The following is a 21667-nucleotide window of genomic DNA, read 5'->3' on the forward strand; positions in this document are numbered from 1 at the left end:
TGCCGGACCTACGAGCAGCGGGGGTCAGGCGCCGACGAGCCGCTCCGACAGGTAGGACCGCACCTGGTCGATGCCGATCCGCTGCTGTTCCATCGAGTCGCGCTCCCGGATGGTGACCGCCTGGTCCGTGGCCGTGTCGAAGTCGACCGTCACGCAGAACGGCGTGCCGATCTCGTCCTGGCGGCGGTACCGGCGGCCGATCTGGCCGGCGTCGTCGTACTCGACGTTCCAGGAGCGGCGCAGCTCGTCGGCCAGCGCGCGCGCCGCCGGTGCCAGGTCGGCGTGCCGGGACAGCGGCAGCACCGCCGCCTTGACCGGAGCCAGTCGCGGGTCGAGCCGCAGCACCACCCGCTTGTCGACGCCACCCTTGGTGTTCGGCGCCTCGTCCTCGGCGTAGGCCTCCAGCAGGAACGCCATCATCGGCCGCCCGACGCCGGCCGCCGGCTCGATGACGTACGGGTACCAGCGCTCCCCCGACTCCTGGTCGAAGTAGGACAGGTCGGTCCCGGAGTGCTCGGAGTGCGTGCGCAGGTCGAAGTCCGTGCGGTTGGCGATGCCCTCCAGCTCACCCCACTCGCTGCCGGCGAAGTGGAACCGGTACTCCACGTCCACGGTCCGCTTGGAGTAGTGCGACAGCTTCTCCTGGGGGTGCTCGAACAGCCGGAGGTTGTCGCGGTCGATGCCCAGGTCCACGTACCAGGCGAGCCGGTGGTCGATCCAGTACTGGTGCCAGTCCTCGTCCGTGCCCGGGCGGACGAAGAACTCCATCTCCATCTGCTCGAACTCGCGGGTGCGGAAGATGAAGTTGCCGGGAGTGATCTCGTTCCGGAACGACTTGCCGATCTGGCCGATGCCGAACGGCGGCTTCTTCCGCGACGACGTCGAGACGTTGTTGAAGTTGACGAAGATGCCCTGGGCGGTCTCCGGCCGCAGGTAGTGCAGCCCGGACTCGTCCTCGACGGGACCGAGGAACGTCTTCAGCAGGCCGTTGAACTCGCGGGGCTCGGTCCAGGTGTGGCGCATGCCGCAGTTGGGGCAGGCGATATCGTCGAGCCCGTTCTCCGGGGCCCGACCCTTCCGCTCGGTGAACTCCTCCTCGAGGTGGTCGGCGCGGTACCGCCGGTGGCAGTTCGTGCACTCGACCAGCGGATCCACGAATGCTGCGACGTGGCCGGAGGCGACCCACACCTGCCGCGGCAGGATCACCGAAGAGTCGAGCCCGACGACGTCCTCGCGCGAGCGGACAATCGAGTTCCACCACTGGCGCTTGATGTTGTCCTTGAGCTCGACGCCCAGCGGGCCGTAGTCCCAGGCGGAGCGCGTGCCGCCGTAGATCTCGCCGCTCGGGTACACCAGGCCCCGGCGCTTGGCCAGGGACACGACGGCGTCGATCCGGTCGGTGGCACGGGAGGCGGGCACGGCGGAGTCCCTCTGTCGGCGGCCGGGCGCGGCCCGGCGTGCTGGCGGCCGGACGCGGGCGCGCGGGCCGGACGCGTCGGTGCGCCGTTTCGAGCCTAACGATCCGCAACGCCGCCGACGACCGCCCGGACCACCCACCCCGTCGGTCGCGGGCCGGCGGCCCGACCGTGGTCACCCACCGTCGGGATCGACGGTGGGCACATGTCGGTCGACGCTGCCGCCGTCGGCCGACAGCAGCACCTCGCTCAGCCCGGTCCACGCCACGTCCGCGGTCGACAACCACGGCACGACCGACTCCCGCACGTGGAACGGGGACAGCGCCGCTCGGTAGTCGGCCGCCGTGCCGAACTCCGCCACCAGCACCCTCCGCCGGACGTCCTCGGTGGACCGTGCGTACCGCAACCACCGGCATTCCGGGGCGGCGGCGAGCAGCTCCGCCGGCGACGGCACCTCCGGCTCGCCGGTACCTGCGGCCCCGTCGGGCCGGTCGTCCCGGAAGTGAGCGACGAGCAGGAACATCGCACCATCCTGACCCGGCCGGCCCGCAGACCCGGGGAGGCCCGGCGGGTGCCACGGGCTGAGCGGCACCTGACAGGTCCCGACGGGCGCCCGGTCGTGACGTCGCCGGCGTCATCCCGACCGCACCTGGTCGATGCGCCAGCCCGCTGCCGTGCGGACCAGCACCCACCGGCGGGCCGCGGCTCCCCGAGGTGGCGTGCTGGCCACCTGCCGCCCCGAGTCGTCGAGCACGCGGTAGGCGGGCAGCACGTCGACCACGGTCAGCTGGACCGTTCCGGACGCCGGGGACCTCACCACCGAGACGGTGCGGTGCGCCGCGCCGCTGACCCGCCATCCGCGGTGACGCAGCTCGCCGATGCGGGCGGCATCCTCTGCGCGGGCCGCCGCCGTCGAGGTGTACACCGAGTCCAGCACGTCGGCCCGCCGTTCGACGAAGGCCCGGGCCCGCCGTTGGTCCAGCTCCCGCACGAGGTCCAGCCACGCCGCGGGACGGTCGACCGCTCCGATCGACCCGCCGCCCGTGGCGCCGCTGCCCGTCGCCCGATCCGCCCCAGGCCGGGCCGGCGTGGACGTCGGTCCGGCCGGGCGCCCGCCGGCGCCCGAGGCTGGTGGTGGCGAAGCACCGAGGTCGCCCGACAGGGCCGACGGACCTCCCGACGTGGTCCCGGTGCTGGACCCGACGGCCGCGGGCGCGGGCGACGGCCTGTGTCGTGCCGGTGGCGCCGGTGGCGCGGCTCTGCCGGACGTCCGCCGCGCCGCCGTCGTGCGTCGGGCTGCCGCCGACGACGACCCGGGTGCCGTACCTGGCGGCGCCGCCGAGCCGGATCCGACCATGCCGGTCGGTCTGGCCCGGGCGGGCGACGTCGTCGTGGCGATCGGCCCCGCGGTGCCGGACGCGCTGGGCGGTGGCACCGCGGCGGCTGCGCGGCCGCGGTCGTCCCACCGCGCCCAGGACAGCCCCACCTGCACCGCGACGACCACGAGTACGGCCGCGGCGACGCACACCGCCGCGGCGCGCCGCCAGGTCGTGGCGGGGCTGCCGTCGTCGCTCCGGCTGCGGTCCGCATCCGGCCTGCGGTGCCGGGGGCCTGTCGACCCGCCCGCGAACGGTCGCGCCGGCCGCCGGGCGGCTGTGCGTCGGTCCTGCGCGGATCCGGTGCCCGACCGCGCCGCTCGGCCCGCCGTCGATCGGCGCCCGGACCTCTCCCGCGATCCGGGTCCCGACGCGGAGACCGATCCGCCCGGGCCTGATCCTTCCGGGGCCGCGGCGTCGTCGAAGCGGACGGGCACCGGTCGTCCGGCCGACCGCAACTGCAGGGCGACGGTGGCAGCGCCCGGCCGGTGACCCGGATCGGCGTCGAGCATGGCGCGGATCAGCCGGCCCACCGGCGTCGCGCCCGGGCCGTCACCGGGGTCCGGCCACTGCCCGACCGTCGCCTGGACGACGACGTCCTCCAGGTCCAGGGCCGACGCCCACGCCGGCGCTCCGGTCAGGCAGGCGAGGGCCAGGGACCCGAGACCGAACACGTCGGACGCCGCGGTGACCGGGCCACCCCTGGCCACCTCGGGCGCCACGTCGGCCGGGGTCCGCCGCCCGCGTCCGGACACTTCCTCCGCGGCCTGCACCGCGCCCAGGCCGTCGAGCCGGGGCCTGCCGTCCGGGTCGAACAGGACGTCCGCCGCCGTCAGGTCGCCGTGCAGCACTCCCCGTTCGTGCGCGACGGACAGCGCCTCGGCCACCGGCCGCAGCACCGTGACGACCTCGCCCGCGGTGAGCCGTGTCCGCCGGTGCAGCAGCGCGGCCAGCGTCCCGGCTGCGGGGTCGTCGGTCACCAGGGCGGCGAGCTCCCCGTCGACCACGACCTCGCGGACGGGCAGGACGTGCGGGTGGTCGACGGCGCCGGCGAGCTCGGCCCGGCGGCGCAGCACCGCGACGTCGTCGTCGCTCGTGACGGTCAGCCGGACCGGCTGTCCGTCGGCGACCCGGACACCGCGCACCGTGCACCCGACAGGGTCGACGCCGACGTCCTCGACGAGGCGGTAGCCGGCCAGCTGTGCATCCACGGACCGGACGCTAGGGATTCGCGGCGCGACCGCGTCGGCGTTGTCCACAGCCCCCCGGGGGGCCGACGGGAAGGGGCGCCCAGGCTGCGTCGTCCACCCGCCCCGACCGCGCCGCGAGGCGCAACGACGCCGATCCGCTGTCGGCGCTGCGGCGTACCGTGTCGCTCGTGCGAGACGGGACACACCCACTGCGGGTGATCGAGGTCGGCGAGGTCGACTACGTCGCTGCCTGGGACCGGCAACGCCGGCTCGCGGAGGGCCGGGTGGCCGGCTCCGAACCGGACACCGTCCTGTTCCTGACGCATCCCGCCGTCTACACCGCGGGCCGCCGCACGCAACCCGAGGACCGCCCGGTGGACGGGACGCCCGTCGTGGACGTGGACCGCGGCGGTCGCATCACCTGGCACGGGCCCGGCCAGCTGGTCGGCTATCCCGTCGTGGCGCTGCGCGAACCGGTGGACGTCGTCGGCTACGTCCGGATGCTCGAGCAGGCCTTAATGGGCGCCTGCGCGGAGCTCGGCCTGCCCGCCGCGGGCCGGGTGCCCGGGCGCAGCGGCGTCTGGCTGCCCGCCTCGGACGGCCGACCGGAGCGCAAGGTGGCCGCGATCGGCGTCCGCATCGCGCGCGGCGTGACGACCCACGGATTCGCCCTGAACTGCGACGCCGACCTCGGTGCCTTCGACAGGATCGTCCCGTGCGGCATCCGGGACGCCGGCGTCACCTCGCTCTCGGCGGAACTGGGCCGCACCGTGACGGTGACCGACGCGCTGCCCGTGGTGATCGAGTGGATCACCCGCGGTCTGGATGGAAAGCTGTCTGTCGACAGCAGCGTCCTCGACCGCCAGGCCCCGGCGCCCGGCGTCTCGTGGCGCCTCGACCCGGCCCTGACGCGATGACGGCGGACCGGCCCGACACCGACGGGGGTTGCGCGATGCACGACCGGACCAGCGTGGACGATCCCGCCCGGGACGACCGGCCAGAAGCGCGGACCTCACGAACCGCGGACGACCCCACCGCCGCCAGCGCGGCGCCTACGACCCCGACGACAAGGAGCACCCCCATGAGCAAGTCCACCTCTCTGACCACCACCGCGCAGGAGGCCGCGGTGAAGGTCGGTGACGTGGCCGAGAAGGTCCTGGACCAGGCTCACGAGGTGGCCGGCAAGGTGGCGCACGTGGCGTCGGACGCCGCCAAGGAGCTCGCCGGGCGGGCGACCGAGGTGTCCGAGAAGGTGGCCGGCGGCCTCGCCGTGACCGCCGACAAGGCCACCCGCCGAGGTCGCAAGGCGGCCCAGCGTGCCGCCCGGCGCGGCCGGGCCGTCGCCGCCAAGGGTCAGGCGCAGGCACAGACCGCGTTGGACACCGCCGCCACCGCGACGAAGGGCCGGGCCGCCAAGGCCGCCGCCGTGCTGGCCGCCAAGGCCGCCGCCGCAGCTCGCGAGGCGGACAAGAAGACCGCCAAGATCGCCGCCCAGGCCGAGAAGAACGCGCGCAAGGCGGACAAGGCCGGCCGCAAGGGCCACCCGATCCTGCGTCTGGTCCTCCTGGCCGCCCTCGCCGCTGCCGTCGCCGGAGCGGTGAAGGCACTGCGCAAGCCGTCGCTGCCCGCGCCCGAATCCCGCCCGGCGCCCACCACGCCGCCGCCCACGGCCGGCAAGCCGGCGGGCGGGGACCTCAAGGACAGGGTCGCCGACGCGGCGGACGCCGCCAAGGAGAAGCTGGCCGACGTCTCCGGCAAGGTGGCCGAGGCCGTGAAGGACGCCGCCGGAACCGCCAAGGAGGCGGTGGACAACGCCCGTGAGACGGTCGCCTCGGCCGGCGACAAGGCAGCCGTCGCGGCCGCCCGTGGTGTCGACACCGCCGCGGACAAGGCCAAGGACACCGCCGGTTCCGCCGCCGACAAGGCCAAGGACACCGCCGGTTCCGCCGCCGACAAGGCCAAGGACGCAGCGGGCACGGCGACGGATGCCGCCGCCAAGGGCGCCGCCACCACGTCCGGTGGCACCCCGGGACAGGCCGGCAAGGAGTCCGCCCCGGGCACCGCAGCGTCCGGCACCACGACGTCCGGAACCGCAGCCGGTGCGAGCCGCACCCCGACCCCCGGCTCCGGCACGACCGGCAGCACCGGCACCACCGGAACGACCGGCACCTCCGGCGGCAAGGCGTGACCATGGCACCGGAGGGCCGCAAGCTGCTCCGCCTGGAGGTCCGCAACGCCGCCACGCCCATCGAGCGCAAGCCCGATTGGATCAAGACACGGCTGCGGACGGGTCCGGAGTACACGGCGCTGCAGTCGCTGGTCACCCGCGAGGGACTGCACACGGTGTGCCAGGAGGCCGGCTGCCCCAACATCTACGAGTGCTGGGAGGACCGCGAGGCCACCTTCCTCATCGGCGGCGACCAGTGCACCCGCCGGTGCGACTTCTGCCTGATCGACACCGGCAAGCCCGGTGAGCTGGACCGGGACGAACCGCGCCGGGTGGCGGAGTCGATCCGCACGATGAACCTCCGGTACGCCACCATCACCGGCGTCACCCGCGACGACCTGCCCGACGAAGGCGCCTGGCTCTACGCGGAGACCGTCCGCAAGGTGCACGAGCTGGCGCCGGACACCGGCGTCGAGATCCTGACACCGGACTTCTCCGGGCGACCGGAACTGCTGCAGCAGGTCTTCGACGCCGCTCCCGAGGTCTTCGCGCACAACCTGGAGACCGTCCCGCGCATCTTCCGCCGGATCCGTCCGGCCTTCCGCTACGAGCGGTCGTTGGACGTGCTGACGCAGGGACGCCGGGCGGGCATGGTCACCAAGTCGAACCTGATCCTCGGCATGGGCGAGACCCGGGAGGAGATCTCCCAGGCGCTGCGGGACATGCACGAGGCCGGCTGCGACCTGGTCACGATCACGCAGTACCTGCGACCGACCCCGCGACACCACCCCGTCGAGCGGTGGGTCAAGCCGGCGGAGTTCGTCGAGTTGCGCCAGGAGGCCGAGGAGATCGGCTTCGCCGGTGTCATGTCCGGGCCGCTGGTCCGCTCCTCCTACCGCGCCGGCACCCTGTACCGGCAGGCGCTGGAGGCACGGGGACTCACCCCCGCGACAGGCACACCGGCGGAGACGGCACTCACCGCCTGACACCGGACCGCGACCCGTCGGCTTCCGCGAGGACGACGGAGCTCCGACGACGACGCCCGCGGCCGGGACCTGGTCCCGGCCGCGGGCGTCGCGTGCATACGCGGCACATCCGCTCGAGGCGGTACCGACCTGCGGGACGGCTTCCGGGCGACGGCAGCGCAGGCGTCGTATCGGCGCCGGTGGCGCACCCCGGGCCGTAAACTGGGGGTATGGCCAAGAGCACGTCGTCGGGATCCTCCCCGCTCTCGAAGGAGGGGAAGAAGGCGGCGAAGGTGGCGTCGCGGGCCGCCAAGAAGGAGCGCCGCAGCCAGATCTGGCAGGCGTTCCAGATGCAGCGCCGCGAGGACAAGAAGCTCGTCCCGATCCTGGTCGGCGTCCTCGTCGTCGTCACCGCGGTCATCGTCAGCATCGCCCTGCTGCTGGGGATCTTCTGGTGGCTCGGGCTGATCTTCGGCCTGATCATGGGCGCGATGGTGGCGTTGATCGTGTTCGCCCGGCGGGTGCAGTCAAACGTCTACCGGCAGGCCGACGGGACGCCCGGCGCGGCCGCCTGGTCCCTGCAGAACAACCTCCGCGGCCGATGGCGCATCACCCCGGCCGTGGCCGGGACCTCGCACCTGGACGCCGTGCACCGCGTCGTCGGCCGGCCCGGGATCATCCTCGTCGGCGAGGGCGCCCCGCACCGGGTCAAGCCGTTGCTCGCGCAGGAGAAGAAGCGCATCTCCCGGGTCGTGGGCGACACCCCGATCTACGACATCATCGTCGGCAACGAGGACGGCCAGACGCCCCTCAAGAAGCTGAACCCGTCGCTGCTGAAGCTGCCGCGGAACATCTCCCCGACCGAGGTCACCGATCTGGACAACCGCCTGTCCGCGCTGTCGGCCAAGGCCGGCCCGGCCGCCGGGATGCCCAAGGGCCCGATGCCGGCCGGGGCCCGGATGCGGAACGTGCAGCGCACCGCCCGGCGTCGCTGAGGCCGGACGGCCGCACCGCTCGCTGCGGATGGACCCTGTCGGTTCGAGCACCGTCCCGCCGTCCGGCCGTCACTCGCCCCCACACGCACGGCACGTCCCGGTCGCGGCAACGGCGCAACGGCGGTCACGCTGGATCCGGCTCCCTGCTACATGCCAGACGCCGACGGCGCGGCACCCCTCCGGCGGCGCACCAGCCCTCCGGCGGCGCACCAGGCCTCCGGCAACGCACCAGGCCTCCGGCAACGCACCAGGCCTTGGGCAACGCACCAGGCCTTGGGCGGCGCCTGAACACCCCGCGCTCGCCGGTCCGGCGGCGATCCCGCGCCGACCGCCTACCGGCTGCGGACGACCACCGTCCGGCACAGCCGGTCGTGCAGCCCACGACCGTCCTGATCGGTGAGCAGCGGCGGCACCACGACGAACACCAGCGCCGTCCGCGGCACTGCCCACAGCCCGACGAGCGCGGCCCCACCCACCGGTGCCACCCGGATGCCGAGTGCAACCTGACCGGGGCTCGACCCGAACAGGCCGACCGACACGACCGTCAGCACCGCCCAGACCAGCAGGCTCCAGTTCTGCGGCAGGGCAGGGCGGGTGAACGCCAGTGCCACGAGGAACGAGACGGCCAGGTCGAGAGCGAACGCCCCCACCCGCACGCCCATCGGCGCCACCGCGCCGACCCCCTCGCGAGGCAGCCCGAAACGCCTGCCGGGGTAGGTCTCGTCCGCCGCGGTCACGCTGCCCAGGGTAGGTGCCGCCCGACCCGGGCCGGCGCGTCGCCGAATCGACCGCGTTAACGGTCGCGAAACGTCGCGGAGACCCTCGGGCAACACCTCGTTCCTAGCGTGAGCCCGGCGCCGGATGCCTCCGCGAGCGGACCCGGAAGTGTGCGCGCCGACCGGATCCCCCGCCGGAGGCGCCGTCACCCGAGGCGACGAGTCCAGCAGGTCCGCCCGCCGTCCTGCCGCCCGCCGGCAGGGCGATCGTCACGTCGACACGAAGGAGTGTGTGAGTGTTCTCCACGCCCGAAGAGCTGGTCGCCTACATCAAGGACAACGACGTCGAGGTCTTCGACATCCGGTTCTGCGACCTCCCCGGCGTCATGAACCACCTGACCGTGCCCGCCGCCACGGTCTCGGCCGACTCGCTGGCCGGCGGCATGGCGTTCGACGGGTCGTCCATCAAGGGCTTCCAGTCCATCCACGAGTCCGACATGACCCTGCTGCCGGACGTCACCACCGCGCGGATCGACCCGTTCCGCCGCCGCAAGACCATGACGTGCAACTTCTTCGTGCACGACCCGCTGACGCTGCAGCCGTACTCCCGCGACCCGCGCAACGTCGCCCGTAAGGCCGAGGAGTACCTGGCCAGCACGGGCATCGCCGACACGGCTTTCTTCGGCCCCGAGGCGGAGTTCTACATCTTCGACGACGTCCGTTTCGGCGAGTCGGCGCGCGGCAGCTTCTACTCGGTGGACTCCGAGGAGGGCTGGTGGAACACCGGCCGCGAGGAGGTGGGTGGCAACCTCGGGTACAAGACCCGCTTCAAGGGCGGCTACTTCCCCGTCCCGCCGTACGACCACCAGGCCGACCTGCGCGAGGACATCGTCGCCAACCTGACCTCGATGGGCTTCGCCGTCGAGCGCGGGCACCACGAGGTGGGCACGGGCGGGCAGGCGGAGATCAACTACCGCTTCAACACCCTGCTCGCCGCGGCCGACGAGATCATGCTGTTCAAGTACATCGTCAAGAACACCGCCTGGGCGGCCGGCAAGACGGCCACCTTCATGCCCAAGCCGCTGTTCGGTGACAACGGGTCGGGCATGCACGCCCACCAGTCGCTGTGGATGGGCGGCCAGCCGCTGTTCTACGACGAGGCCGGCTACGGCGGCCTGTCCGACGTGGCCCGCTACTACATCGGCGGCCTGCTGCACCACGCGCCGTCACTGCTGGCCTTCACCAACCCGACGGTCAACAGCTACCACCGGCTGGTCCCCGGCTTCGAGGCCCCGGTCAACCTTGTCTACTCGGCCCGGAACCGGTCCGCTTGCATCCGCATCCCGCTGACCGGCACCAACGCCAAGGCCAAGCGGCTCGAGTTCCGCTGCCCCGACCCGTCCTCGAACCCCTACCTGGCGTTCGCGGCCATGCTGATGGCCGGCCTGGACGGCATCAAGAACAAGATCGAGCCGCCGGCACCGGTGGACAAGGACCTGTACGAGCTGCCGCCGGACGAGGCCGCGAACATCCCGCAGGTGCCGGGTTCGCTCGGCGCGGTGATCGACCGGCTGGAGTCCGACCACGCCTACCTGCTGGACGGCGGGGTGTTCACCGACGACCTGATCGAGACGTGGATCCGGCTCAAGCGCGAGGAGATCGACGCCATCCGGCTGCGGCCGCACCCGCACGAGTTCGCGATGTACTTCGACATCTGATCGCTGCGCGGCGACCTCCGGCGTCGCCGGAGGTCGCCGCGGCCGTCCACCACGGCGTCGCCGTCCCGGCCCGCCACCCGCTCCCGGGGTGGCGGGCCGTCGTCGTCCACAGGACGGCGCGATCGGCGGACCGGTCGTGCGCGGCCACCCGTCACGCTCGGCCCCCGGGCCGGACACCGCCCGTCGCGCCCGGCCGCCGGGTACCGCCGCCCATCCGGAGCCGGTGGCGGCCGGGCGAGGGCCGGGGTCCCATACTCGTGACGCCGGCAGCCCCCGGACCCGCTCGCCGCCGTCCGGCCGCGCGGGAGTCGCAAGGCGCCGGGACGGACCGGCCGACCACCAGGAGGAACCGCCCATGCCGCTGTTCGCGGTGCTGTACACCTACGGCGAGCACACCGACCAGCTGCGCGACGAGCACCGGCCGGCGCACCGGGCGTTCCTGCGCGACCTGGCCGACCCGGCCGGCACCGTGGTCATGCTGTCCACCGGCCCGTTCACGGATGTCCCCGGTGCCCTGCTGGTGGCGCAGGGGCCCGACGCCGCCGCCGTCGAGCGCGCCCTCGACGAGGACCCCTTCCTGCACATCGGCGCCATCGCGGAGCGGCGGGTGCACGGCTGGTCGCCGGTCAGCGGTCCCTGGGCGTCCTGAGGCCGCCGGCCGCGGCCCGACCGACCCGCACCGGACGCCACCGCGGCGTCGGGGTCAGGACCCGTCGGCCGCAGCCGTCCCGCCGGCCGCCGCTGCCCCGGCGGCCGCGCCGACCGGCTCGGCGGCGCGGATCCGCTGGCTGATCACCTGGCTGATCCCGTCGCCGCGCATCGAGACGCCGTACAGCGCGTCGGCGGCCTCCATGGTGAACTTCTGGTGCGTGATGATGATCAACTGCGAGGACGCCCGCAGCTGAGCGAGCAGGCCGACCAGCCGGGTCAGGTTGACCTCGTCGAGTGCCGCCTCGACCTCGTCCATGATGTAGAACGGGCTGGGACGGGCCCGGAAGATGGCCACCAGCAGCGCCACCGCGGTCAGCGAGCGCTCCCCGCCGGACAGCAGCGACAGCCGCTTGACCTTCTTGCCCGGCGGCCGGGCGTGCACCTCGACGCCGGTGGTCAGCATGTCCGACGGGTCGGTGAGCACCAGCTCGCCGTCGCCGCCGGGGAACAGCGCCGCAAAGACCTGGCCGAACTCCCGGGCGACGTCGTGGTACGCCGACGTGAAGACCTCCAGGATCTTGGCATCCACCTCGGCGATCACCGACTGCAGGTCGCGCCGCGTGGACCGCAGGTCCTCGAGCTGCGTCGACAGGAACGAGTGCCGCTCCTCCAGCGCCGCGAACTCCTCCAGCGCGAGCGGGTTCACCTTGCCCAGCAGCGCGAGGTCCCGTTCGGCGCGGCGGGCCCGGCGCTGCTGCGTCTCCAGGTCGAACGGCACCGGACCGGGCGCGGTGACGTCCTCCCCCCGGTCGCGAGCGGTCTCGAACTCGGTCATCTCGACCACGCCGGGTGGCACCGGCACGTCCGGGCCGAACTCGGCGACGAGGTCCGCGGCGGTCATCGCGAACTCGGTGGCCGCCCGCTCGGCCAGCTGCTCCAGCCGCAGTGCCTGCTGGGCGCGCTGCACCTCGTCGCGGTGCACGGCGTCGGTCAACGCGTCCCACTCGCGCTGCAGCTCCAGGGACCGCGTGCGGGCGGCGGACAGCGCCTCGTCGGCCGCCGTCCGGCGGCGGGCCGCCACGTCCCGCGCCGCCACGGCGGCCTGCAACGACCGCTCGAGCCGCTCGGCGGCCCGGCCACCGGCCTCGACCACCCGCCCGGCGGCGGCCGCCTGGGCGGCCCGGCGCTGCTGCGCCGCCTCGGCACGTGCCCGGGCCTCCCGCTCCTGGCGGGCCGCGCGGCGCAGAGCCTCCGCCGTGCCGGCCGACGACCGGGCCCGCTCCTCCGCGGTGCGCAGCGACAGGCGGGCGTCCATCTCCCGCTGCCGGGCCGCCCCGACCCGGTCCCGGAGCCGGTCCCGCCCGGTGGTGTCGGACTCCTCCGGAACCTCCGCCCGCTGCGCCACCGAGAGCCGTTCCTGCAGTTCGGCGACGGTGGCAGCGTGCCGTTCCCGCTGCTCCAGGGCGACCGAGCGCTGCCGGGTGAGCCGGTCGGCCTCTGCCGCGGCCGACCGGGCCGCCTCCCCGGACCGGCCCAGCTGCTCGGCCACCGCAGACAGCCGGGCGTCGGACTCGTGGAGCGCGGCCAGGGTGCGGTCCGCGTCGGTCCGGCACCGCTGCTCCTCGGCCGCTGCCCCGGCGTGGGCCGCGGCCAGCTCCGCCACCCGGGCGGTGACGGCGTCGAGCTCCGCGCGGGCGCCGTCCAGCGCGGCCTGCAGCTCGAGCACGCCCTGGCCGCTGCCCTGCCCGCCGACGGCCGAAGCGGTCGACAGCAGGTCACCGCCGGCGGTGACCAGGGTCAGCTCCGGATGCCCGGCCAGCACCGCCGCGGCGGCGGTCAGGTCGGTCACGACCGCCACCCCGGCCAGCACCCGGTCGACGGCGGCCCGCAGCTCCGGCGGCACGGTCACCAGGTCGGCCGCCCACCGCGCACCCTCGAGCGGCGCGGGCCGGGCGGCGGGATCGGGTGCGCCGCCCACCAGGAGCGCCGCCCGCCCGGCGTCGCGCGCCCGGAGCAGGTCCAGCACTGCGACGGCGTCGTCGACGGAGCCGACGGCCACGCCTTCGGCGAGCGCGCCGAGCGCGGCGGTCAGCGCCACCTCGTCGCCGGGAGCCACCTCGACCAGCTCGGCGAGCACGCCGCGGAATCCCGGCAGCTCGCCGGCACGACGCAGGTCCGCGGCGCCGTCCCGACGCTCCGCCGCCAGCGCCAGGGCGTCGACCCGCGCGGTGAGCCGGGCCTGCTCCGCCCGGGCCGACCGGGCGGACTCGGTCAGCTCGGCGACGCGGGCGGCCGTCGACTCCCAGGCCGCCTGGGCCGCCTCGTGCGCCTCGTCCAGGCCCTCCTCGGACTGGTCCAGATCACCGACCGAGTCCTGCAGCGTCTCGAACTCGGCGGTGGCCGCCGCCACCCGAGCCGCGGCCGCGTCGATGGCGCGGCCGAGCCGCTCGATCTCGTCGTCGGCCGCCGCCAACCGCGACCGGACGGCGTTCACCTGGCCGGTCAGCCTGGCCAGGCCCTCACGGCGGTCGGCCGCCGCCCTGGACGCCTGCAGCAGGGCGGCCTCCGCGGCGCGCAGCTCGTCCTCGAGGGCGGCGCGGGCGGCGGTCGCCGCGTCCACCCCGGAGCGGGCCGTGTCCACCGCCCGGTCCAGCACCGCCTGCTGGGTCTCGGCGCGCTCGGCCGCGGCGTCGAGCTCGTCGGGATCACGGCCGCCCCGCGGCGGCTCGACGGGTGCGGCCAGGTTGCGCTGCCGTTCCTGGGCGAGCGTCACGGTGCCACGGAACCGCTCGGCCAGCGCGGACAGCGCGAACCAGGTCTCCTGGGCGGCTGCGTGCGCCGGCCCGGCCGCGGCCGCCGCGGCGCCTGCCGCGCGCTCCTCGTCCTGCACGGCGGCCAACTGCTGCTGGACCTGCGCCCGGTGCTGCTGGGCGAGCGCCTCGTCCCTGGTCTCGTGTTCGATGTGCGCGGACAGCTCGGCCAGGTCGTGGGCCAGCAGCCGCGCCCGTGCGTCGCGCAGCTCGGCCTGCACGCCGGCGGCGCGCCGGGCCACCTCGGCCTGCCGGCCCAGCGGCTTGAGCTGCCGGCGCAGCTCGGCGGTGAGATCGGTGAGCCGGGTCAGGTTGGCCTGCATGGCGGCCAGCCGACGCTCCGCGCGCTCCCGCCGCTTGCGGTGCTTGAGCACCCCGGCGGCTTCCTCGATGAACGCCCGGCGGTCCTCCGGACGGGCCTGCAGCACCGCGTCGAGCCGCCCCTGGCCGACGATGACGTGCATCTCCCGGCCGATCCCCGAGTCGGACAGCAGCTCCTGGATGTCCAGCAGTCGGCAGCCCCGGCCGTTGATCTCGTACTCGCCGGCGCCGTCCCGGAACATCCGGCGGGTGATGGCGACCTCGGAGTACTCGATCGGCAGGGCGCCGTCGGAGTTGTCGATCGTCAACGTCACCTCGGCGCGGCCGAGCGGCGGCCGGTCCGCCGTGCCGGCGAAGATGACGTCCTCCATCTTGCCGCCGCGCAGCGCCTTGGCACCCTGCTCGCCGAGCACCCAGGCGATGGCGTCCACGACGTTGGACTTGCCCGACCCGTTCGGGCCCACGACGGCGGTGATGCCCTTCTCGAACACCAGGGTGGTCGACGACGCGAACGACTTGAAGCCCTTGAGCGTCAGCGACTTCAGGTGCACGTGCGGGCTCCTCCCTGACTCCGTGGCGCCGGCGCGGCGGCCGGTGCGACACGGGCGGCTGCCAGGGTAACCGCGGGGCGGGCCGCGACGGCGGCGCCGGGCCGGTGCCCCGGCCGGGCGGCGCACGCGGGATCAGCGCTCCACGAACCCCTGCTCGCCGCGGGCCGCGCCCCACTGCTCGCCGACGTGCACGACGGTGCCCGGGGTGTCCGGACCCTGCAGCGCCGCCAGTAGCGCCGCCGCCGCCGCGCGCGGACCCTCGGCCACCACCTGCACCCGGCCGTCCGCCAGGTTGGTGGCGCTGCCGGCGAGGCCGAGCTCGAGCGCGCGGGCCCGGGTCCACCAGCGGAAGCCGACGCCCTGCACCCGGCCCTGCACGAACGCCGTCAACCGCACGGCGTCCTCGCCGCCCGGGCCGTCGGCGTCCCCCGGCTCGCCGGACACCTCAGGACCCCGCGGGCAGGTGGTAGACGGTCAGCCGCCGCGGGTCCACCGCGAACTCCACCTCGTCGACCGGGTCGCCGACCTCGCCGTCGAACGCCGGCGGCAGCGGTCCGGACAGCGACCGGATCCGCACCCGGGGCAGGTCCAGCGCCTCGAACACGGTGCTGCGCTCCACCAGGCCGAGCACGGAGTAGAGGATGCCGCGAGTCCGGGACAGCGGCCGGTCGGCGCGCAGGTATTGCACGTCCAGGACGCCGCTGGCCAGGTCGTCCCGCCAGGCTGGCGCGAGCCCGCGCGGCCGGTAGCGGCCGTTGCCGACGAAGACGATCCACACCGGGAGCGTGCGCCCGTCGATCTGCAGCTGCAGCGGGCGGTGCCGCAGCAGCGTGCGGAACAGCGCGTACCCGGTGGCCGGCCACTTGCCCATCCGCGCGGTCATCCGGTCCCGCCGCTGCACCATCTCCGGGTACCCACCGATGCTGGCGGTGTTCAGGAACGGCCGGCCGTCCACCGTCGCGAGGTCCACCGCGCCCGCCCGGCCGTTCTCCACGGCCTGCGCGACGAGCGCCGGTTCGACCAGCCCGAGCGCCACCGCGAAGTGGTTCAGCGTCCCGAACGGGAAGACCGCCAGGGGCAGCCCGTGGTCGTGGGCCCAGGCCGCGACCGCTGCCGCCGTCCCGTCCCCGCCGGCCACGCCGACGGCCTGCGGGCGCTCGCCGAGCACGTCGCCCAGGTCCTGCGAGGTGGGGTCCCACGCGACGATCCGGGCCTCCGGCAGCAGCTCGGACAGCTGCTCGCGGCCGGGCTTCGCGGTCCCCGAGGCGTCGTTCACCACGATCGTCAGGCCGCGACCGCGGGGCAGGGCCGGCGCCGTCGCGGGTGCGGTGTCGGCCGGACCCCACGGCTTCACCGGCCACAGCCGGCGCCCGGCGAACGCCACTGCGGTGCCGATGGCGGCGCCGGTCACGACGTCGGACGGGTAGTGCACACCGACGTGCACCCGGGAGTACGCCACGGCACCGGCCAGCGGCGCCAGCACCGCGGCCGCCGCCGGGTACTCCAGGGTGGCGCCGGTGGCGAAGGCCGCGGCGGACGCGGCGTGGCCGCTCGGGAACGACGAGGTCCACGGGACCCGGCCGATGCGCCGGGCGACCGCCGTGCGCTCCGCGTCCGGGCGGCGCCGGCCGACCAGCGGCTTGATCACCGAGTTGGCGACCGTGCTGGACAGCGCCAGGGAGGCGACGCCCCGCAGTGCCGCCCGCCGCGGCCGCTTGCCGGCCAACCAGCCGGCCGCGGCCAACCCGAACCACAGCACGCCGTGGTTGGCGCTGGTGGTCAGGATCCGCATGGCCCGGTCCACCGGCCGTGGGAGCGGGACCGGCGCCGGGACGACGGAAGGGTCGGGTGCCTCGTCGGTCGTCCGCATTCGGCCACCTTAGGGAACCGGACGGCCCCGATCCTCCGATCGGCAGATCGCGAGGGGGTGACGCCGGTCCGCCCGAGGCCGCCGGCGATCCGCGGCGGTCCCCCGGTCGTGCACGGGTGTGCGCGCCGCCGCAACCGGCCGGCGGCACACCACGCCGGGACGTCCGACCCGGGTGTCAGGACCGCGGTCGGCGCTGGCAGCGCGGGCAGTAGAAGGACGAGCGGTTCATGAAGGCGTCCCGGCGGATCGGTGTCCCGCAGCGGTCGCAGGGCTCGTCCTGCCGTCCGTAGGCGTGCAGGGACCGCTCGAAGTAGCCGGACTCGCCGTTGACGTTGACGTACAAGCTGTCGAACGACGTGCCCCCGGCCGCCAGCGCCGCGGTCATCACCTCGGTGGCGGCGACGAGGACCCGCCGCACGTCGGGCCGGGTGAGCGCCTCCGTCCGGCGGGCGTAGTGCAGCCGGGCGAGCCAGAGGGCCTCGTCGGCGTAGATGTTGCCGATGCCGGACACCACCGTCTGGTCCAGCAGTGCCCGCTTGATCTCCGTGCGACGTCGCCGCACCGCTGCGACGACGGCCTCCTGGTCGTACCCGGGGTCGAGCGGGTCCCGCGCGATGTGCCGGACGGGGTCGGGCAGGTCGGCGCCGCCCGGGACGAACTGCAGCCCGCCGAACGTCCGCTGGTCGACGAAGTCCAGGTCCGGCCCGCCGTCGGTGAAGCTCCAACGCACCCGCAGGTGGACGTGGTCGGGGCCGCGGGCGCCGTCCGGGCCGCTGCCGTTGAGCCGGAACTGCCCGCTCATCCCGAGGTGGGCGAGCACCGCGTCGCCGCTGTCCATGGCGAACCACAGGTACTTGCCCCGCCGCCGGACGTCCTCGACCCGGTGACCGGGGACGACGGCACGGAAGTCGGCGGCACCGCCGGGATGCCGGCGGACCGCCCGGTCCGAGTGCACGGAGACGGTGGCCACCGTGCGTCCGGCGACGTGGGCGACCAGGCCGCGGCGGACCACCTCGACCTCGGGCAGCTCCGGCACGGACGGTCAGTCGCCCGCCGACGCGGCCGGCGGGACCGGCGACCCCACGGAGCCGTTGGCCTGCGGGGTGGGCAGATCGAGCACCGGCAGGCGGGGGGACGCCACCGGACCGCCGGCGGGAGCCGGTCCAGCGGGGTTCCCGGCAGGGCCGTCACCCTCGACCTCGGTGCCGCGGATGTCCTCGTAGGCGGCGGCCGCCGCGCGCTGCTCGGCCTCCTTCTTGGTCCGGCCGGACCCGGAGCCCCGGGCGGCGCCGCCGAGCAGGACCTGCGCACGGAACGTCTTGGCGTGATCCGGGCCCTCCTCGCCGACGTGGTACTCCGGCGCTCCGAGGCCCTCGACCGACGCCAGCTCCTGCAACGAGGTCTTCCAGTCCAGGCCGGCGCCGCGGCCCGGCGCCTCCTGCAGCAGGGGGTCGAACAGGCGGTGCACCACCGCGCGGGCCGTCTCCAACCCGTGGTCCAGGTACACCGCGCCCAGGACGGCCTCGACCGCGTCCGCGACGATCGACTCCTTGTCGCGCCCGCCCGTCAGCTCCTCGCCGCGGCCGAGCCGCAGCAACGCGCCGAGCCCGACGGCGCGACCGACCCCGGCCAGCGCGTGCATGTTGACCACCGACGCCCTGAGCTTGGCCAGCCGCCCCTCGGGCAGGTCGGGGTGCCGGTGGTACAGCGCGTCGGTGATGACGATGCCGAGCACCGCGTCGCCGAGGAACTCCAGCCGCTCGTTGGTAGGGATGCGGCCGTGTTCGTAGGCGTAGGAGCGGTGCGTCAGCGCCAGCTCGAGCAGCGCCGGGTCCACCGCGACCCCCAGCCGGTCGGCGAGGACCGAGGGGTCACCGGCGGCCGACGGCTCGCCGGTGGGCACGGTCGTGCCCCGGTCCCCGTCCGACACCGCTGGTCTCAGACCCCGACGACCTGCCGGCCCTTGTACTGGCCGCAGTTCGGGCAGGCCTGGTGCGGCGGGATGAGCTGGCCACAGGCGCGATTCGGACAGGTGGCCAGGGTCGGCACCGTCGTCTTCCACTGGGACCGGCGCGCGCGGGTGTTGCTGCGCGACATCTTGCGCTTGGGGACAGCCACTGCTTACTCCTCGGTGTGGTGGTGCAGGTCGTCGACGGGACCCGCGGCCTCGCCGGATGCGACGGCGACGGAGCCGTCGGGGGACTCGCGGTGCGGGCCGGCCTGGGCCTGCGCGGCGCCGAAGCGACCGGCCAGGGCTGCCCACCGAGGATCCAGTATCTCATGCGTGTGGCCCGGCTCGACCTCGTCGAGCGGTTCGCCGCACTGCGCGCACAGTCCTGGGCAGTCCGGCCGGCACAGCGGCGCCAGCGGGAGCGCCAGCACCAGCTCGTCACGGACCAGCGGCTCGGTGTCGATCAGGTCGTCGACGATCCGCGGGATCTCGTCCTCGTCGGTGGTCGCGGCCGTCGTGGAATCCGGGTAGGCGTAGAGCTCCCGCAGGTCGGCGTGCACTTCCTCGGCCAGCGGGCGCAGGCAGCGCGAGCACTCCCCCTCGGCCACGGCGTCGGCGGTCCCGGACACCAGCACGCCCTCCGCCACCGCCTCGAGCCGCAGGTCGAGCCGGATCCGGCCGCCGACCGGCACCGCGATCAGGTCCAGACCCAGCGGCTGGTCCAGCTGCGGGCTGCCGGACCAGCGCTTGAGGGTGCCCGGACGGCGCCCGAGCGACCGGATGTCGATCACCCAGGGCGATGCCGGGTCGGGACGCAGGCTGGTCATGGTGCTCTCGTTCGAAGAGGGGCGGCACGGACCGCGTCCGCGCAGGGGCAACCGTTCCAGAGTAGTCGAACGCGGCGGATCCGCCCACCGGCACCGGGACGGCGCCGGGACGGCAGCCGGACGCACCCCTCGCCGGAACGATCGACGCGCCCGGCCGCCGGGCCGGTCGTCAGTCGCGGTAGTCCGCGACCGCACCCGACCGCAGCGCCGTGCGGCCGCGGCCCACGGTGCGCAGCGTCTTGGTCAGGATCTCCTCGAGCGAGGCCAGCTTGGCGTCGACGTACGAGTCGCAGTCGGCCCGCATGCGGTCGACGTCGGCGTGGGCGGCGTCCAGGATCTCGGCGGACTCGCGGTGCGCCGCCTGCACCACCTCGCTCTGCGAGACCAGCCGGGCCTGCTCGGCCTTGCCCTCGGCGACCGACCGGTCGTAGCTCGCGCGGCCGGCCGCCACCAGGCGGTCGGCCTCGCCGGTGCCGCGGGAGACCAGGGCGTCGTGCTGGTCCTGCCCGGCCTGGATGGTCCGGTCGGCGTCCGCCTGCGCCCTGGCGAGGACGGCCTCGGCCCGGTGCGTGGCCTCCTCGACCCGGCGGTCCGCCTCGGCCTGCGCCGCCGCCACCGTCTGCTCGGCCTCCGCCCTGGCCGTCGACACCAGCCGGTGCGCCTCGGCCGTCGCGTCCGCGACCGTCCGCTCCGCGGTCGCCTTGGCGGTGTCGACCATCTCGTCGCGGTGGTCCAGCACGTCCTGCGCGTCGTCCAGCTCCCCGGGAAGGGCGTCCCGGACGTCGTCGAGCAGCTCCAGGACGTCACCGCGGGGGACGACGCAGGACGCCGTCATCGGCAACCCGCGGGCCTCCTCGACGATCGTGACCAACTCGTCGAGCGCCTCGAAAACGCGGTACACCAGCGGGGACCTCTCTTCTGCACTGCAGGACCGGCAGCCGGCCCGCGGGATGGGGCCGCGCCCGGTCCGCCGGACGCGCGCGGCGACCACGCCGCCCGCACCCGCCAGTCTGCCGCCCTGGCGGCGCGGCACCGGTCAGGCGCGCCCGGTCCCGGACCCGCCCCGCCCGCCCGGCCCGCCGCCCAGCTTGCCGGCGAGCGCCTCGGCGACCGCGTCCGGCAACAGGTGCCGGACGTCGCCGCCCAGCCGGGCGACCTGCTTGACCAGCGACGACGACAGGAACGAGTACTCGGGGCTGGCCGGCATGAAGAGCGTGTCGACGGCCGAGAGGTCCTTGTTCATCTGGGCCATCTGCAGCTCGTAGTCGAAGTCCGACACCGCGCGCAGGCCCTTGACGATGGCCGTCACACCGTTGGCCGTGCAGTAGTCGACGAGCAGTCCGGTGAAGGAGTCGATGCGCACGCCGTCCAGCCCCAGCTCGGCCGTCGTGCGCCGGAGGAGGTCCATCCGCTCGGCGACGTCGAACAGTCCCTGCTTGTCCGGGTTGACGAGCACGGCAACCGTCACCCGGTCGAACAGCCGGGCGGTACGGCCGACGATGTCCAGGTGGCCGCGGGTCGGCGGGTCGAACGACCCGGGGCAGACCGCGTGCGTCATGGGGCGCGACCGTAGCAGAGCAGGGTGTCGCCGTAGCGCCGGCTGCGCACACCCACCAGCGGCTCCGGCCAGTCCGGTTCGCCGCCGCGGACCGGGCGCTCGATCACCAGGTCGGCGCCCCCGGCCAGCGCTCCGGCGGCCTGCAGCTGCCCGAACAGGGCGGTCAGCTCCGCGCCCGGCACGACGTACGGCGGGTCCGCGACGACCACGTCGTAGCGCTGCGTGCCGGCGCCGGCGGCGGCCAGGCCGGCGACGAACCGGTGGACGTCGGCGGCCACCACCCTTGCGCCGGCGGCCTGCAGCGACCCCACGTTCCGCCGCGCCGCGGCCAGCGCCGCCCGGTCGTTCTCGACCAGGTCCGCGGCGGCCGCACCGCGGGAGAGCAGTTCCAGGGCCAGCGCCCCCGACCCGGCGTACAGATCCAGCACGCGCGCGCCGGCGAGCGCTCCGCCGGCGGAGAGCGAATTGCCCAGCGCCGCCCGCACCTTCTCGCCGGTCGGCCGGGTGGCCGACCCGGCCGGCGTGATCAGCCGGCGCCCGCTCCAGACGCCCGCGACGATGCGCGTCACGCCGGCCTCCCGCGCCC

The 21667-nt window shown here is 75.0% G+C and carries 20 protein-coding genes; 6 read left to right on the plus strand and 14 right to left on the minus strand.

Annotated elements, in window-relative coordinates:
- Positions 1-24: 24 nt before the first annotated feature.
- From IEY37_RS13855 to IEY37_RS13865, 3 genes are all read right to left on the minus strand, one after another.
- Entirely contained in the window at positions 25-1419 is a 1395-nt protein-coding gene (locus tag IEY37_RS13855; protein ID WP_188942510.1) for a glycine--tRNA ligase, read from the minus strand.
- 171 nt (positions 1420-1590) lie between these two features.
- A complete protein-coding gene (locus IEY37_RS13860; RefSeq protein ID WP_188942512.1) occupies positions 1591-1938 on the minus strand; it encodes an antibiotic biosynthesis monooxygenase in 348 nt (115 codons plus the stop codon).
- 111 nt (positions 1939-2049) lie between these two features.
- Positions 2050-4002 (minus strand): protein kinase domain-containing protein, encoded by a 1953-nt coding sequence (locus IEY37_RS13865; RefSeq protein WP_188942514.1) that lies wholly within the window; start codon positions 4000-4002, stop codon positions 2050-2052.
- Between the two features lie 167 nt (positions 4003-4169).
- On the opposite strand from IEY37_RS13865, the gene lipB reads away from it, so the two are divergent.
- The 4 genes from lipB (at position 4170) to IEY37_RS13885 (ending at position 8108) form a co-directional block, all read left to right on the plus strand.
- Positions 4170-4898, plus strand: a complete 729-nt coding sequence (gene lipB / locus IEY37_RS13870) for a lipoyl(octanoyl) transferase LipB (protein ID WP_229674433.1) — start codon at positions 4170-4172, stop codon at positions 4896-4898.
- 164 nt (positions 4899-5062) lie between these two features.
- Complete coding sequence (locus IEY37_RS13875; RefSeq protein WP_188942516.1) at positions 5063-6169, plus strand: hypothetical protein; 1107 nt, start codon at positions 5063-5065, stop codon at positions 6167-6169.
- A gap of 2 nt (positions 6170-6171) precedes the next feature.
- Positions 6172-7134 carry a lipoyl synthase gene (gene lipA, locus IEY37_RS13880; RefSeq protein WP_188942518.1) on the plus strand — a complete coding sequence of 321 codons (963 nt, stop codon included), beginning with the start codon at positions 6172-6174 and terminating at the stop codon, positions 7132-7134.
- A 209-nt stretch (positions 7135-7343) separates the two neighbouring features.
- On the plus strand, positions 7344-8108 hold the full coding sequence (locus IEY37_RS13885; RefSeq protein WP_188942520.1) for a DUF4191 domain-containing protein: 765 nt from the start codon (positions 7344-7346) through the stop codon (positions 8106-8108).
- Positions 8109-8440: 332 nt separating this feature from the next.
- Here IEY37_RS13885 and IEY37_RS13890 read toward each other — a convergent pair whose 3' ends face one another.
- Entirely contained in the window at positions 8441-8845 is a 405-nt protein-coding gene (locus tag IEY37_RS13890) for an RDD family protein (RefSeq protein ID WP_229674434.1), read from the minus strand.
- Positions 8846-9120: 275 nt separating this feature from the next.
- On the opposite strand from IEY37_RS13890, the gene glnA reads away from it, so the two are divergent.
- On the plus strand, positions 9121-10542 hold the full coding sequence (glnA, locus tag IEY37_RS13895) for a type I glutamate--ammonia ligase (protein ID WP_188942522.1): 1422 nt from the start codon (positions 9121-9123) through the stop codon (positions 10540-10542).
- Positions 10543-10897: 355 nt separating this feature from the next.
- Positions 10898-11191, plus strand: coding sequence for a YciI family protein (locus IEY37_RS13900; protein ID WP_188942524.1), 294 nt, complete (start codon positions 10898-10900; stop codon positions 11189-11191).
- A 54-nt stretch (positions 11192-11245) separates the two neighbouring features.
- Here IEY37_RS13900 and smc read toward each other — a convergent pair whose 3' ends face one another.
- The 10 genes from smc to IEY37_RS13950 form a co-directional block, all read right to left on the minus strand.
- Entirely contained in the window at positions 11246-14875 is a 3630-nt protein-coding gene (smc, locus tag IEY37_RS13905) for a chromosome segregation protein SMC (RefSeq protein WP_188942526.1), read from the minus strand.
- A 132-nt stretch (positions 14876-15007) separates the two neighbouring features.
- Positions 15008-15319, minus strand: coding sequence for an acylphosphatase (locus IEY37_RS13910; RefSeq protein ID WP_188942528.1), 312 nt, complete (start codon positions 15317-15319; stop codon positions 15008-15010).
- 1 nt (position 15320) lies between these two features.
- The gene (locus IEY37_RS13915) at positions 15321-16745 is read right to left on the minus strand and encodes a bifunctional phosphatase PAP2/diacylglycerol kinase family protein (protein ID WP_188942530.1); all 1425 of its coding nucleotides are present in this window, start codon (positions 16743-16745) and stop codon (positions 15321-15323) included.
- A 175-nt stretch (positions 16746-16920) separates the two neighbouring features.
- Positions 16921-17781, minus strand: a complete 861-nt coding sequence (mutM, locus tag IEY37_RS13920) for a bifunctional DNA-formamidopyrimidine glycosylase/DNA-(apurinic or apyrimidinic site) lyase (RefSeq protein ID WP_188942532.1) — start codon at positions 17779-17781, stop codon at positions 16921-16923.
- A 6-nt stretch (positions 17782-17787) separates the two neighbouring features.
- Positions 17788-18675, minus strand: a complete 888-nt coding sequence (gene rnc, locus IEY37_RS13925; protein WP_229674435.1) for a ribonuclease III — start codon at positions 18673-18675, stop codon at positions 17788-17790.
- Between the two features lie 8 nt (positions 18676-18683).
- Positions 18684-18863 (minus strand): 50S ribosomal protein L32, encoded by a 180-nt coding sequence (gene rpmF, locus IEY37_RS13930; RefSeq protein ID WP_188942534.1) that lies wholly within the window; start codon positions 18861-18863, stop codon positions 18684-18686.
- Between the two features lie 3 nt (positions 18864-18866).
- A complete protein-coding gene (locus tag IEY37_RS13935; RefSeq protein ID WP_188942536.1) occupies positions 18867-19523 on the minus strand; it encodes a YceD family protein in 657 nt (218 codons plus the stop codon).
- Positions 19524-19692: 169 nt separating this feature from the next.
- The gene (locus IEY37_RS13940; protein WP_188942538.1) at positions 19693-20424 is read right to left on the minus strand and encodes a DivIVA domain-containing protein; all 732 of its coding nucleotides are present in this window, start codon (positions 20422-20424) and stop codon (positions 19693-19695) included.
- Positions 20425-20559: 135 nt separating this feature from the next.
- Positions 20560-21081 carry a pantetheine-phosphate adenylyltransferase gene (gene coaD / locus IEY37_RS13945; protein WP_188942540.1) on the minus strand — a complete coding sequence of 174 codons (522 nt, stop codon included), beginning with the start codon at positions 21079-21081 and terminating at the stop codon, positions 20560-20562.
- Positions 21078-21650: an RsmD family RNA methyltransferase gene (locus tag IEY37_RS13950; protein WP_188942542.1), complete on the minus strand. Its 573-nt coding sequence runs from the start codon at positions 21648-21650 to the stop codon at positions 21078-21080. The genes coaD and IEY37_RS13950 overlap by 4 nt, the downstream gene beginning before the upstream one ends.
- Positions 21651-21667: the final 17 nt, after the last annotated feature.

The sequence above is a fragment of the Nakamurella endophytica genome (assembly GCF_014646215.1).
GTDB classification, from domain to species: Bacteria; Actinomycetota; Actinomycetes; order Mycobacteriales; family Nakamurellaceae; genus Nakamurella; species Nakamurella endophytica.

What these genes read in the sequence shown, in the direction of transcription:
- IEY37_RS13860 (WP_188942512.1), bottom strand. Translation starts at nt 1,938, where the DNA reads ATGTTCCTGCTCGTCGCTCACTTCCGGGACGACCGGCCCGACGGGGCC.
- lipA (WP_188942518.1), top strand. Translation starts at nt 6,172, where the DNA reads ATGGCACCGGAGGGCCGCAAGCTGCTCCGCCTGGAGGTCCGCAACGCC.
- IEY37_RS13875 (WP_188942516.1), top strand. Translation starts at nt 5,063, where the DNA reads ATGAGCAAGTCCACCTCTCTGACCACCACCGCGCAGGAGGCCGCGGTG.
- IEY37_RS13935 (WP_188942536.1), bottom strand. Translation starts at nt 19,523, where the DNA reads ATGACCAGCCTGCGTCCCGACCCGGCATCGCCCTGGGTGATCGACATC.
- IEY37_RS13915 (WP_188942530.1), bottom strand. Translation starts at nt 16,745, where the DNA reads ATGCGGACGACCGACGAGGCACCCGACCCTTCCGTCGTCCCGGCGCCG.
- IEY37_RS13885 (WP_188942520.1), top strand. Translation starts at nt 7,344, where the DNA reads ATGGCCAAGAGCACGTCGTCGGGATCCTCCCCGCTCTCGAAGGAGGGG.
- coaD (WP_188942540.1), bottom strand. Translation starts at nt 21,081, where the DNA reads ATGACGCACGCGGTCTGCCCCGGGTCGTTCGACCCGCCGACCCGCGGC.
- IEY37_RS13900 (WP_188942524.1), top strand. Translation starts at nt 10,898, where the DNA reads ATGCCGCTGTTCGCGGTGCTGTACACCTACGGCGAGCACACCGACCAG.